The organism is Marinomonas gallaica (genome assembly GCF_049821165.1).
Lineage (GTDB): Bacteria > Pseudomonadota > Gammaproteobacteria > Pseudomonadales > Marinomonadaceae > Marinomonas > Marinomonas gallaica.
On sequence record NZ_CP187511.1, the window covers coordinates 1,085,001 to 1,099,291 of the forward strand.

At 47.2% G+C, this 14,291-nt stretch carries 9 protein-coding genes and 2 rRNA genes (1 of these 11 only partly in view); 6 read left to right on the forward strand and 5 right to left on the reverse strand.

The window, feature by feature from the left end:
- Together ACPUEK_RS05085 and rrf are read left to right on the forward strand one after the other, a co-directional pair.
- Positions 1 to 1,995, forward strand: a 23S ribosomal RNA gene (locus tag ACPUEK_RS05085); it begins 892 nt to the left of the window's first position.
- 236 nt (positions 1,996 to 2,231) lie between these two features.
- Positions 2,232 to 2,346 (forward strand): 5S ribosomal RNA (gene rrf / locus ACPUEK_RS05090).
- Positions 2,347 to 2,776: 430 nt separating this feature from the next.
- Here the strand turns inward: rrf and ACPUEK_RS05095 are convergent.
- Entirely contained in the window at positions 2,777 to 3,433 is a 657-nt protein-coding gene (locus ACPUEK_RS05095) for a class I SAM-dependent methyltransferase (protein WP_067221277.1), read from the reverse strand.
- A gap of 231 nt (positions 3,434 to 3,664) precedes the next feature.
- On the opposite strand from ACPUEK_RS05095, the gene ACPUEK_RS05100 reads away from it, so the two are divergent.
- Positions 3,665 to 4,819, forward strand: coding sequence for a Na/Pi symporter (locus tag ACPUEK_RS05100; protein ID WP_067038417.1), 1,155 nt, complete (start codon positions 3,665 to 3,667; stop codon positions 4,817 to 4,819).
- 27 nt (positions 4,820 to 4,846) lie between these two features.
- Entirely contained in the window at positions 4,847 to 5,065 is a 219-nt protein-coding gene (locus tag ACPUEK_RS05105) for a hypothetical protein (RefSeq protein ID WP_067038418.1), read from the forward strand.
- Between the two features lie 60 nt (positions 5,066 to 5,125).
- Here the strand turns inward: ACPUEK_RS05105 and ACPUEK_RS05110 are convergent, their stop codons facing one another.
- A complete protein-coding gene (locus tag ACPUEK_RS05110) occupies positions 5,126 to 7,558 on the reverse strand; it encodes a GNAT family N-acetyltransferase (RefSeq protein WP_425642536.1) in 2,433 nt (810 codons plus the stop codon).
- Positions 7,559 to 7,797: 239 nt separating this feature from the next.
- Here ACPUEK_RS05110 and ACPUEK_RS05115 point away from each other — a divergent pair, with 239 nt between their 5' ends.
- Both ACPUEK_RS05115 and ACPUEK_RS05120 read left to right on the forward strand, forming a co-directional pair.
- The gene (locus ACPUEK_RS05115; protein WP_425642537.1) at positions 7,798 to 8,721 is read left to right on the forward strand and encodes a histone deacetylase family protein; all 924 of its coding nucleotides are present in this window, start codon (positions 7,798 to 7,800) and stop codon (positions 8,719 to 8,721) included.
- Between the two features lie 126 nt (positions 8,722 to 8,847).
- Positions 8,848 to 9,282 (forward strand): BLUF domain-containing protein, encoded by a 435-nt coding sequence (locus ACPUEK_RS05120; protein ID WP_425642538.1) that lies wholly within the window; start codon positions 8,848 to 8,850, stop codon positions 9,280 to 9,282.
- A 26-nt stretch (positions 9,283 to 9,308) separates the two neighbouring features.
- Here ACPUEK_RS05120 and ACPUEK_RS05125 read toward each other — a convergent pair whose 3' ends face one another.
- The 3 genes from ACPUEK_RS05125 to ACPUEK_RS05135 all read right to left on the reverse strand — a co-directional run bounded on the left by ACPUEK_RS05125 (position 9,309) and on the right by ACPUEK_RS05135 (position 14,290).
- Complete coding sequence (locus ACPUEK_RS05125; protein WP_425642539.1) at positions 9,309 to 11,438, reverse strand: TRAP transporter permease; 2,130 nt, start codon at positions 11,436 to 11,438, stop codon at positions 9,309 to 9,311.
- 114 nt (positions 11,439 to 11,552) lie between these two features.
- Positions 11,553 to 12,584 (reverse strand): TAXI family TRAP transporter solute-binding subunit, encoded by a 1,032-nt coding sequence (locus ACPUEK_RS05130; protein WP_067038423.1) that lies wholly within the window; start codon positions 12,582 to 12,584, stop codon positions 11,553 to 11,555.
- A gap of 335 nt (positions 12,585 to 12,919) precedes the next feature.
- Positions 12,920 to 14,290 (reverse strand): sigma-54-dependent transcriptional regulator, encoded by a 1,371-nt coding sequence (locus tag ACPUEK_RS05135; protein WP_067221291.1) that lies wholly within the window; start codon positions 14,288 to 14,290, stop codon positions 12,920 to 12,922.
- Position 14,291 lies beyond the last annotated feature (1 nt).

Genomic DNA, 14,291 nt, shown 5'->3' on the forward strand with positions numbered 1-14,291 from the left:
GCAAACTCCGAATACCAATGAGTATGAGCGCGGGAGACACACGGCGGGTGCTAACGTCCGTCGTGGAAAGGGAAACAACCCAGACCGTCAGCTAAGGTCCCAAAGTTACAGTTAAGTGGGAAACGATGTGGGAAGGCTTAGACAGCTAGGAGGTTGGCTTAGAAGCAGCCATCCTTTAAAGAAAGCGTAATAGCTCACTAGTCGAGTCGGCCTGCGCGGAAGATATAACGGGGCTCAAACTGTACACCGAAGCTACGGATACTAGTTTACTAGTATGGTAGAGGAGCGTTCTGTAAGCCGTTGAAGGTCAAGCTGTAAAGCAGGCTGGAGGTATCAGAAGTGCGAATGTTGACATGAGTAACGATAAGGGGAGTGAAAAACTCCCCCGCCGGAAGACCAAGGTTTCCTGTCCCATGTTAATCAGGGCAGGGTGAGTCGGCCCCTAAGGCGAGGCAGAAATGCGTAGTCGATGGGAAACAGGTTAATATTCCTGTACTCGTACATATTGCGATGGAGAGACGGAGAAGGCTAGGCCAGCACAGCGATGGTTGTCTGTGTTTAAGGCGGTAGGTTTGGGACTTAGGCAAATCCGGGTCCCTTTAAGACTGAGAACTGACGACGAGCCCTCTTTTGGGCGAAGTGGTTGATGCCATGCTTCCAGGAAAAACTTCTAAGCTTCAGATATGATCGAACCGTACCCCAAACCGACACAGGTGGTCAGGTAGAGAATACCAAGGCGCTTGAGAGAACTCGGGTGAAGGAACTAGGCAAAATGGCACCGTAACTTCGGGAGAAGGTGCGCCGGCCGATGTGAAGGACTTGCTCCGTAAGCATCAGTCGGTCGAAGATACCAGGTGGCTGCGACTGTTTATTAAAAACACAGCACTCTGCAAACACGAAAGTGGACGTATAGGGTGTGACGCCTGCCCGGTGCTTGAAGGTTAATTGATGGGGTTAGCGCAAGCGAAGCTCTTGATCGAAGCCCAAGTAAACGGCGGCCGTAACTATAACGGTCCTAAGGTAGCGAAATTCCTTGTCGGGTAAGTTCCGACCTGCACGAATGGCGTAACGATGGCCACACTGTCTCCACCCGAGACTCAGTGAAATTGAAATCGCAGTGAAGATGCTGTGTATCCGCGGCTAGACGGAAAGACCCCGTGAACCTTTACTATAGCTTCACAGTGAACTTTGAACCTACTTGTGTAGGATAGGTGGGAGGCTTTGAAGTGAGGACGCCAGTTCTCATGGAGCCAATCTTGAAATACCACCCTGGTATGTTTGAGGTTCTAACTCAGATCCGTTATCCGGATCGAGGACACTGTGTGGTGGGTAGTTTGACTGGGGCGGTCTCCTCCCAAAGAGTAACGGAGGAGCACGAAGGTGCGCTCAGCATGGTCGGAAATCATGCATAGAGTGTAAAGGCAAAAGCGCGCTTAACTGCGAGACAGACACGTCGAGCAGGTACGAAAGTAGGTCTTAGTGATCCGGTGGTTCTGTATGGAAGGGCCATCGCTCAACGGATAAAAGGTACTCCGGGGATAACAGGCTGATACCGCCCAAGAGTTCACATCGACGGCGGTGTTTGGCACCTCGATGTCGGCTCATCACATCCTGGGGCTGAAGCCGGTCCCAAGGGTATGGCTGTTCGCCATTTAAAGTGGTACGCGAGCTGGGTTTAGAACGTCGTGAGACAGTTCGGTCCCTATCTGCCGTGGACGTTTGAGATTTGAGAAGAGTTGCTCCTAGTACGAGAGGACCGGAGTGAACGAACCTCTGGTGTTCCGGTTGTCACGCCAGTGGCATTGCCGGGTAGCTATGTTCGGACGGGATAACCGCTGAAAGCATCTAAGCGGGAAGCCTCCTTCAAGATAAGATCTCACTGGCACTTAAAGTGCCCTAAAGAGCCGTTCGAGACTAGGACGTTGATAGGTTGGGTGTGTAAGTGCTGTGAGGCATTGAGCTAACCAATACTAATTGCTCGTGAGGCTTGACCATATAACACCAAAATGGTTTTGAGAGTGTGAAGAAAACATACTCGCTGTACTACAGATTACGACACTACTGAAATTGTTCCAGACAATTTTCAGTATTGCCTCCATCCTTGGAGGTACTGGTTTGATACTTGGTTATCACTATTTCAAAAGTTTTATTGTTAAAGACTCAAGTTCACGAACTTGCGTGTTTTGGCTAAGGCAAACAGAAGCCACCCAAAACGATCGCAAACCCGTTTGCTTGACGATCATAGAGGCGTTGAACCACCTGATCCCATCCCGAACTCAGAAGTGAAAGGCGCCATCGCCGATGGTAGTGTGGGAGATCCCATGTGAGAGTAGGTCGTCGTCAAGCATCATACAAAGGAAGCCCTGATAGCGATGCTGTCAGGGCTTTTTTGTGTCTGCGGTTTTCTGCATCTCAACACCTCAAAACAGCTAGATTGCGCATCCCTTTTATGCCCCGCTTGCGCCTGTCTCATGCTTCGACGCTTCAGCGGGTGACCTCAAAAGACTGTACCTTATGACATCGATTAGAGAAGGCGTTCAGAAAAACAGAGACATCGCACCACCTGATCCCATCCCGAACTCAGAAGTGGCTCTCAACACGCCGCAGGCGCTCACCATCGCCGATGGTAGTGTGGGAGTCCCGCAAGGGTATAGATATCGTCAAGCATCCTACAAAGGAAGTCCTGATAGCAAACGCTGTCAGGGCTTTTTGCTACTGAGATTAAGGTTCTAACCCAGACAGTATTCAAAGCCCAAATATAAAGAGCTGGTGTTGATTAGCTTAAGCGGCTAAAACTTAAAATATGGCCTTTAAACTGATTTGGCAGATAATCTGTGTGAATAGGTTTTGTCTGAACGCAATCGAAGCCAAAACTTGCCATTTTATGAGTCATTTTGTTTTTACGGCCTCGGCCTGGATCGACCAAAATAACTTTGCAGTCAGGGGAAGCATGCTCTTGAATAAAGTTCGCCAACAGTTCTATATGGCTATCCTCGTAAAGCACGTCACTACCAATAATTAAGTCAAATAGCCCTAAGGTATCGTCTTTCTCAGCCCAGTCTGCTTGCAGATAAGGGATGATTTTATCCCCATTAAGTTCAGTATTGCGATTGAGGAAGAGTCCTGACTCTGGGTGGTAATCCGTTGCTGTAATATTAACGTCTCTTTTATTTAGAAGTAAGCTCGATAGAGCCATACCGCAGCCAATCTCTAGGACCCTTTTCGTACCAGTTTCGTAATTACAAATATGATGAGCCAAGACTAAGCTTGAGGGCCAGACAATGCCAAAGAGGGGCCATGTGGCAGATGAAATGCCAAGCTTTTCTGCAATGCCATCAGGATCGTAGAACTCTTGATTATCGCGTAGCGTACATAAGTGTATATCAGTTTTGTCAAACTCGATGGTTTGATAACGCAGTCGAAGGGTCGTCATAGATTTCTCAGAAAGAAGTAGGCGCTAGGCCAGCTATCGAAGATAAATGACGCAACGAGGGTGTTTGCAATGCCAGTATAGCACCAAGCCTATTTGCATCGGGGTTTATTTGTGTAGGGGCACTTGTCTTCCTTAAGGCTCTACTAATTGTAATAAGAAATATCTGTGAGGTAGTCACGTTTCTGTCATCACGGCGGACTAGGATGACATTTTCCTAATGGGGGTGATGTCATGAATAGTTCAGAAGCGTTACAAGCACCACAAGTATCAAGTGGAAGTCGTTGGCCGCAGTGGCTGGCAGTGTTAGTGCTGGTCTATGTGTTAATCAGTGCTGTTGGCATGATTGGTTCAGGTTTTAAAGCGGCAACGGGTGGCCAAGCAAAAGAGCTATTTGAGTTTGCTTCCAACCCGTATATAGGCCTTGTGATTGGGATTGTCGCGACGGCTTTGATACAGTCTTCTTCAACAGTCACCTCTTTGATTGTCGGTATGGTGGCGGGCGGATTACCGGTTGAGATTGCCATTCCTATGATTATGGGGTCGAACATCGGAACGACGGTTACGAATACACTGGTAAGCCTTGGGCATGTTCGGGATAAAGCCGAGTTTCGTCGAGCGTTTGCTGCAGCAACCGTACATGATTTTTTTAACTTGATGGCGGTGGCGATTTTTTTACCATTAGAAATCATGTTTGGTTTTTTAGAGCATGTAGCGCTTTGGTTGTCGACATTCTTGATCGGAGCCGACAGTTACTCTATGTCTGATCTAAACGTGATTAAGGCGTTGACCAAGCCCTTTGTCGGGGCGGTTGATAATGTGACGAGCATTTTGCCAGGTACATTCGCTAGCGTAGCATTGATCTTAGCAGGCTTGGCTTTCATCTTCTTAGCGATCACCTACATTGGTAAATTATTGAAAGTTTTGATGGTCGGAAAAGCAAAAGAAATTTTGCATTCTGCTATAGGACGCGGCCCCTTAACGGGCATCGCATCCGGTGCACTGGTGACGACGTTTGTACAGTCTTCTTCAACGACAACGAGTTTAATGGTGCCTCTGGCAGGCTCAGGTTCCTTTAGTTTAAAGCAGATCTATCCTTTCATGCTAGGTGCCAATATTGGTACGACTGTTACCGCTTTGCTTGCTGCTACAGCGATTTCAGGGGCTCTAGCGGTATCGGCTTTGGAGATTGCGTTAGTGCATTTCTTATTTAACGTATTCGCTGTGGTGGTCATTTTCGGTTTGCCATTTCTGCGAGGTTTGCCGATCAAAGGGGCCGAATGGTTAGCGGCAGTTGCCGCTGAAAAGAAAGTCTTTGCTGCGGTTTGGGTGCTGGGTGTATTCATTGCATTGCCATTATTAATGATTGCCGTAAGTATGGTTTTCTAATCGCGCGTAACCTAAAGGATGAAGAGTATGTCTGATTTTCAACGTATGACAAAAGAAGAGTTACACACGATTCTAAATGAAACTGAACAGCAGATTCACGATATTCGGTCGGAATTAGAGTTACGCGATAATGATCAACAGCATGAGGAAGTGGAAAGTATTGAGCTAGGGGAAGAGTGGTCACCGGTGAAATGGCATCAAGTACGGACGTTCTTCCAAATGGTATTAGAAGAACTGCGTAAATAAACCTAAGTAGAGAACTTCAGAAAAGTGATATAAAAGGGCCAATGAAAGCCATTAGCCCTTTTATATGTCTTTCTTTGATGTTGTCTCAATACCTAGCTTTTCCTTTACACCTTCAATAAATTTGGGGGTTAAGCGTAAGTAAGCCATTACTAACCCTATATCATCGGGGTCACGCTTGATAGTGAAGCCAATACGCCGGCAGAAGTCGATCATGCGTTTGTTTTCCGCTAATACGGTACCTTTCATCTCCTTAATCCCTTTGAAGTGTGCGACTAAAAATAAGCGCCTCATTAAGAGTGCTGCTAAGCCATGGCCTTGATACTCATCACCAATGACCACCGCGAACTCACAGCTCTTATCATCGAAGTTGTCACTAAAGCGAGCAGCGCCCATAAGCACTTGTTCGCCTTCTTTATCTCCCACGGCAATTAATGCCATTTCTCGGTCATAATCGATATGAGATAAACTGGCGATCATCTTAGGCGTCAGTTCTTGGATGTTAGCAATGAATCGGAAATAGCGGCTTTCGTGGGATAGGTTTTTGACGAACTCTGCCATCATGTAGGCATCACGAGGCAAAATTGGTCGCAGCGTAATGTCTTGCCCATCACGAAGGGTGACTTGTTTGACCCACTGTCGAGGATAAGGCTGAATCGCTAGGTGTTCATAGCGTCTTAATTTACCGCTACTTTTTAGTTTGGCTTTGACGTTCGCAAAAATACTGCCACTTTCATGTATACGTACGTCCGCCAGCTCAACATATTCTAGCTCAGGCAGTTCGCAAATCATGGTTGAAAAACTGCGTAATAAGTCCTCTAACTCAAAGGACTCAACATTCGGAAAAGCCCGCTGGATCAAATCCTTAGACAAAATCGTATTCAGAGGCGGTAACGCTACCGCCTCAGTTTGGTGGTGCCATTGATTCGCACCTTCCAAAGATAAGCCTATCGCAGGGCCGAACACTGGGTCTCGAAAAGAGCGTAAATGGATGGGTTTTTTTAGTAAAAAATGGGACTGTCGCCGAGCAATTAAACGGAAGTTAAAGAGTTCAAAGACTTCTTTGAGATCATCAGCTGTCGGTGTTTTGTTGCCAGCTTTAATCATTTCTTTTAGCTTAGCGCGTGCCGCAGCGACATCAATATTGAAGCGAAACGCATGGCTATCAGGCGTTTGTTTAGCGAGTAATTGGTTACGGTGGAACTGGACTAAAAACTGAAAGCCTTCGATGGCGGCTTCGGGGGTGCGAAAGGTTGGTATACCAGCTTCATTGATACGAGTACGCAATGCCACCATGTGCCCACCACCTAGCATACAGACCATCACCAGCTTCTTTTGCTTCTTATGCAGCTGTAATACTTGATCGTACAAGGACACCATATTAATCAATGCGGTCGGGCTTAACATCAAAAGTACAGCGCCACATTCTTTATCAGCTAAAGCGGTTTCAGCGAGATCAACAAACAGATCAGCGTTACAGCTCGCCCATGCCGTGGTCACGCTGCCAATGCTGCCTCGTCCGTCCATAATGCCTTCAAGCTTAGTATGTAATTCTTCACTAGGGGACAGTAAGTTAACATTCACTTCTTCTGCACGCTGCGCAGCCAGTTCACCTGGACCAGATCCATTACCAATGATCATTAATGACCCTTGTTTGACTCGACGTGCATTGGTCATCACGGATGCCGCTGCTACCAGGTCGTTCAGTCGACGGCCACGTACCGCGCCAGTTCGGCTTAACGCGGCATCAAGAACTCTAGGATCCGCGCCAATGTTGTGTTCTGTCACGACGGCAACGGGCTTAGAGCGGCTGGCGGCACGTAAGCTACTGAGGAAACGTGTGGTTGAACCAATCTTTTGTAGGTACATCAGAATGGACTGGCTTTCAAAATCATTCGACAAATAGTCTAGGATTTGCGAAGGCATAACGTCGATAGGACTGCCCATTGATACGACTTGAGAAAAGCCAATGCCCTGCCAAGTCGCCCAGTCAACCAAAGCACTGGCAACCGTGCCGGATTGAGACAACAATGCTAAGCGTCCAGGAATAGGTTGAGTTAACCCTAACCATGCTGAAAAGCCTTGCTTAGGGCGACACATGCCAAAGCTATTGGGACCAATAAGTCGCACGCCATGCTGCCGTGCCGCTTTTAGTATTTCATCAGGGTTTTCATCAGAGCCAGTGAATACTAAGAGAGCTGGGATTGATAACGACCCACACTGCTCGATAATTTGAGTTAATGGACGCGGGTCTTCACCGGCCAAAATGGCTAGATCAGGTGTGTTTGCTAAGCTTTCGAGTGAACTCAGTTGATCGAATGGAAGTACGCCGATACTGTCATCTGGCTGGGTGCCATATAAGAATACTTTGCCTCGACGGCCACCAAAAGAAAGGGCTCTAAGCACTGCATGAAGAATGGGGTTAAGGCGATCTTCTCCTGTAAACACTAAAATAGAAGAAGGGGCTAATAATGGCTGCAGCGCGTGTTTTGACATGCAAAAGTCTCCCTGAATAGCCTGTGGCGAACGTCTTGGCAAATGCCCTCGCTCAACGACAGAGAATGCATTGTATTTATAGCAGTCTAGACCAATGTCGGATAGGCTGCCTAGTGCTAACTATGGCTTGATATAACGCAGTTAACCGAATATCGCCTTATAGTAGCCTTACTGGCTACGACGATGAATAACAATAATAGTGACCCTTGATTTGGGTGCAGATTTTAACGGATACCGATATGACGACCGCCTACTTGACTCACCCTACGTGTGAAGAACATCAGCTTGGAGACGATCACCCAGAATCTCCTCAACGCCTTGAAGCGATTCAGAATCGCCTCATTGCCGGGCAATTGATGGACTTCTTACGATGGCGAGAAGCTGAAAAGGCCACTGTAGCGCAGCTAAATGCGACACATGATCCTGATTATGTTGCGTCGATATTTGCTCAAGCACCAGAAGAAGGACACGTTGAGTTAGACAAAGAAACCTTAATGATGCCCAGCACACTCGAGGCGGCTTTACGTGCCTCTGGATCCGTAGTGCAAGCAGTGAATATGATCATGAGTGGGGAAGTGCAAAATGCGTTTTGTGCCGTGCGTCCACCGGGGCATCATGCAGAGTACGACAAAGCGATGGGTTTTTGCTTATTCAATAATATCGCTGTTGGCGCGCGCCATGCTCTGAATGAGTATGGTATAGAACGTATCGCCATTGTCGATTTTGATGTCCATCACGGTAACGGTACGGAAAGTATTTTCGAAGCTGATGCCAAAGTGCTGTACGCCTCTAGCTATCAATACCCTTTGTTTCCGTATCCAGATCCTGGAGCCTCCCACGACAATATCGTACACATGCCTTTGGAAAAGGGCTCGAAAGGTGAGGACTTCCGTGCCGCTTATGAGTCCGAGCTGTTTCCGGCGTTAGAGATTTTTAAACCGCAGCTATTGATGATTTCAGCCGGTTTCGATGCGCTCGCAGAAGACCCAATGGGACAGTTGCGATTGCGTGAAGACGATATTGTATGGGTTACCGAGAAGTTAATGGACGTAGCAGATCGACATTGTGAAGGGCGTGTAATTTCAGTGCTTGAAGGCGGGTACAATACCGATGCATTAGGACGTGCAGTATTCAGCCACTTAAAAACCATTATGAAGTTATAGACGCATTTTCAGAACATTACAGGTGGTAACCTTTAGTAAACTTTTCTCACAGTAATGCGCTACTGAGGGATGTGATTGCTTGATAATCTCATGTATTTCCAATGATGAATGTTACTGGAGGGAAGCATGAGTCTTGTACGCTTAATTTATGCAAGTCGAGCAACGGCCGAATTTAAGCCATCATCAATTGAATCCATTCTTAAATCTGCCCGTTTTAATAATCAGCGGAATTCACTGACGGGGCTCTTATGCTTTAATCAGCATTGGTTTTTACAATGCTTAGAAGGGCCACGAGATCAAGTTTGTCAGACCTATGCTCGTATTCTGAGCGATCCTCGGCACGAGAATGTCCAAATTATCGGTTATGACTATACGACACAACGTGACTTTGATGGCTGGAATATGGGATATCTGCAAGATAACGCGGTGATGAGAGATCTCATTCGTCGTCGTACGGGATCTGAAAAATTCTCGCCACTCAGTTACACTCCTGATGATGCGATCGCAATCGTGAAAGATGTTCGTGATTTAATTGCCAGTATCTTGGAAGAAGAGTCATAGCGATGTCGCTATGACTCTACGTTGCACTAGGCTATCTGAGCACGTTTCTTTCGGCTGTAAATGAACAGCGCAAGGAACAAAGCCAAGCCCGCCGTATCTATTAATACGCTATTATGTGGCCACAGCATCAGAAGTGCCGCAACGCCAGAAAAAAGACGCAACAAGATAGGCAAAGGCCCTTCTAAATACCCTTCCATCAAGCCGACAAACGCATAAATACCAAACAGCGCAAAGACAAATATTCGCAGTACGTCTTGAGGCTCGCCACCGATAAAGTTGGTGTAAGCCAAGATCAACGGCACGATATACAAGCCTTTTGCGATTTTCCAAGCGGTAAATCCGGTCGCCATTGGCGGTGTTTTAGCGATAGCTGCAGCGGCAAACGCCGTTAAACACACCGGTGGTGTAACGTTGGAATCTTGTGATAACCAGAAAATGATCATGTGTGCAGTCAGCAGTGTGGCGCTTAGAACCGCTGGATCAAGCGCCTGTTCTAACAGCTGCGTTTTAAAGTCGGCCGGTACTTGAGCAATCAATGCGGTAGCGTCAGCTTGACTCATTGGCGCAGACAGCAAGGCGTACTTATCTGGATCAATCAACATAAAGATCACTTTGGCTTGCTCTGGCAAGTTGCCAGCCATGACCATATCAATCAGTTGCGATTCAGCGATCAAACTGTACAGTGCTGGTGCAGATAAGGTAGCCAACACAATGTAAGCGGCTGTCACCGGCAGCCCCATGCCTAAGATCAAAGAGGCTAGAGCGACCAAGGCCAGCATGATGAACAAGCTCCCATTGGACCATTCAGCAATCATTAATGAGAAGGTGTTACCAATCCCTGTCATGGCCACCACGTTGACGACCAACCCTACTGCGACCAGCAAAATTGCGGTCGTGGCCATATTGCGTGAACCCTGAGCCAAGGCGTCTAAGATATCGCGTGGTTTCATCGGGTTCTTTGATAACCAGGAGGCGACCACGACAGCAATAATAGAAATACCGGCTGCGTAGGTGGGTGTGAAGCCGTAAATCAGCAGTGCCACTAATACAGCGAGCGGTAGTAAAAAGTGCCAGCCTTCTTTAAATACCTCGCCCACTTTTCGGGTTTCAAATTCAACCGCATGGGCATGTGAGCGCATGGCTTCGACGCGGACATAAAAACCGACTGACATAAAGTACAGCAACGCAGGCAATGTCGAGACGGCAATGATTTCGACGTAAGGAATTTGCGTGTAGGATGCCATGATGAAAGCACCTGCCCCCATAACAGGGGGCATCAGCTGTCCACCCGTAGACGCCGCGGCTTCTACCCCTGCTGAGAAACGGGCTGGGAATCCCGCTTTACGCATCATCGGAATGGTGATCACACCGGTGGAAACCGTGTTTGCCACAGACGAACCAGAAACCGAGCCCATCAGACCTGAGCCAAGTACTGCTACGAACCCTGGGCCACCGATAAAGCGTCCTGCTGCGCAGCGTGAAAGTTCGATAATGAAATCGCCAGCGCCTGATTTGACTAAGAAGGCACCGAACAAGATGAACATAAATACGTATGTCCACGAGATACGAGCAATGGAACCAAACATGCCTTCGGATGAAAAATAAGAGCGGAACATTACGGTTTCAAGGCTCAATCCAGCAAAGCCAAAAATACCATCAATGTAAGGCCCCCACCAAAAAACATAGGTGAGCGCGATCAGAATTAACGTTGGTATAAACCAGCCGGTTGTTCGGCGAGCCAGTTCCAAAGCAATCCCGATGGCCACAAACGAAACGATCCAATCGCTGGTGATAAACGTCACGCCACGATCATAAAGCGCGTCTTCAAATAGAATCAGATAGACCGTACAGGCAATGGCGATCACACCGATAGCGATATCGAGGCCCAATACCCAACGTTGTCCTTTTGCCGAAGAGGCTTTATAGGCGGGTACCATTAGGGCGCAAAGTAAGGCAAAGCCACTAAAGTGAATGGCGGATACATACAGCTCAGAAAACGTCCCTAAGGTGTTAAAGTAAATATGAGCAAGGGCAAACAATACGCCTACCCAGTAAATCACACGGCCAACGGGTGACGACTCATCCCGTTGCTCAAGCTCTAAGCTTTTTAGCTTATCTTGTAATTCTTGGTCTTGGCTAACCTGCGTCTCTGACATAATGACGGGCCTGTTATAAAATACTAGCGCGCACGGTGAGTACGCATCTCGATAAAGAAAAGGAATTACGGATTAAAACGGTAAAAGAGGGCGGCAAAAGCCGCCCAGCAGTCGTTACTCGGCGATCAAATGTGCCGGAATAGTGAGGCCTGCTTCTTTGTAGTAACGCACCGCACCTGGATGCAATGGTACAGGCATGCCAGCAATGGCTTTTTCAAGAGCCATGGCTTTCGTTGCTTTGTGGATACCGTTTAGGAAAGGAAGATTCTCGTAGATGGTTTTCGTCAACTGATAAACATCTTCTTCAGATACGTCATCACGAATAGCCAAAAAGTTTGGCTGAGCAATGGTGTTAATGGTTTCCGTCTGTCCTGGGTAGGTATTCGCAGGGATTTCAAAGCGTGTCCAAAGCTGATAATTACCATTGGCTTGTTTGATTTGCTCGTCGGTAAAATTCAGGATGGTAATGTCATCGCCAAGAGCCGCGTATGCACGTGTAATGGCGCTGGTCGGTACACCAGAAGGAATATTCATGCCTTCAACGGTACCATTTTGCAGCGCATCCGCTGATGCGGCGTAGCCCATATATGCCATATTGAGCTCATCCACTGGTACTTTCATATTATTCAGAATGGTTAAGCCTGAGCCTTCTGTGCCAGAGTTTTTCTTACCAATAGAGAATTTTTCACCGGCTAAATGGTTCATATCAGCAATGGTGCCTGAATCAGCGTGATCTGCTTTGACGACAAATTGCTCAACGTTTTGCCAAAGCATGGTGACAGAGCGTAGATGCTTTTGTGGTCCATCATTAGCGAGACGGCCCTCGCCGTCCCAAGCCCACGCACCGTACAAACCTTGTAAGATGGCCATTTGCGCTTCATTTTCGCGCATCAGCTTAACGTTTTCACCAGAGCCCGCCGAGTTAATGGCTGAGATGGAGAGACCGAGTGTCGGCTCTAATTTAACTTTCGCTAGCGTGGCTAAAGCCACACCCACTGGATAATACGTGCCACCTGTAGAGGCTGTAGCGAGTATATAAGAACGCTTTTCATCGGCTGCTTGTGCTAAGCCAATCGAACCAACGGCGGTTCCCATTACTAGAGCGGCGCTCATTGCTTTGATTAACGTACGCTTGGTCATCTTCATGGTCGGTTTCCTATCTGTCTTGTTTTTATTTAAAAGAGAACTGAGAGCAATCCTGCTCGTCATACCAACAGTAATAGCAAGCATGGTGCCAATGCTATAGGAAATTAGTAGAAGGCTGATTTTATTGAGGTTTTTAAAATGAGTAGAGTAAGTCTGTTGATGTGATGAGCAAAATATTGCTTATTAGCTAGGACATTCATAAGCAAAAAATAGCTCATAAAGCTCAGAAATAGACGTCAATTGAAGGTTGGAAAGTGAAATAAATAAAGATTAAGAGTAAAAAAACAGCCATAAGCAAAAAGTTGCCGATGGCTAAAACTGAATGGAAATCGTGACTATTCAATGTAATCTGAGCGATTCACACCAAATTTTGCCATCTTTTGATTCAGAGTGCGGCGAGGTAAATCCAGCTCATCCATAACCGCTTTGATATTGCCTTGATGGCGTTCAAGTGATCGCTTTATGATCTCTTCTTCAAAGGCGGCGACCTGAATCGCAAGCGGCAAGGGCTTGTACTCTAAATCATCAAAGCCTATGTTTGATGATTGGCCATGAATCAAATCCGCTAGACTGACACGATTGTCCAACGCAAAGCGGATGGCAATGTTTTTCAGCTCTCGAACATTCCCAGGCCATTGATGGCTTTGTAAAATGCGCTCATCGTGTTGGCTTAACTGACGACTGGCTTTGTCTCGCTCACTGGCGGCTTGATTGACGTAGTGCATGAACAATAAGGCTATGTCTTCGGGCCGTTCCCTTAAAGGCGGTAAAAAGAGCTGAGATACATTTAAGCGATAGTACAAATCTTGGCGAAAGTGCTCATCTTCTCTTAGGTCAGCTTTAGACGCCGCAATGACACGAATATCAACGGCGATGCTTTGGTTTGAACCTAGTCGCTCGATACGTCCTTCTTGTAGCGCTCTTAATATCTTGATTTGCAGATGTGCCGGCGTACTTTCGATTTCATCGAGAAACAACGTGCCGCCATCGGCGTGTTCAAACTTACCGATGCGGCGTTTCGCCGCTCCCGTGAATGCCCCTGCTTCATGACCAAATAGCTCGCTTTCGATCAAATGCTCAGGAATGGCGCCGCAGTTAATTGGGACAAAGCGTTTCTGTTTGCGTTCACTGAACTCGTGCAAACTTTGTGCGACCAGCTCTTTACCACTGCCTGTCTCACCATAGATGATGACATTGGTGTCCATATCAGCCGCTGCGAGTAGCTCACGCTTCATGCGTTGTATGGCTGGCGATATGCCGATGATTTTTGCATCAAGGCCTGAACGTGCAGCGATATCGGTTTGTAGACGATGATTTTCCATCATTAGGCGACGTTTATCGCAGGCTCTCAAGAGCGTTTCTACTAAACGTTCAGGAACAAAAGGCTTTTCAATGAAGTCGTAAGCGCCATCGCGCATGGCCTGAATAGCCATATCGATGTCGCCATGGCCAGTAATCAAAATAACAGGGAGATCTGGAATACGTTCATGAGTGGCCTTCATCAACTCTAAACCACTCATGCCCGGCATTTTTACATCGGTCAGCAAAATACCGTGAAAGTCTTCTTGTAAATATGGCAGAGCTTCTTCCGCATTACGGGTGCTGATGACGTTAAGGCCCGCCATTTGCAACCATTTCTCGGTTGCAGTACGAATCATTGGTTCGTCATCGACAAGTAAAACGGTGCCGCGTATCCCTGTGTTCATG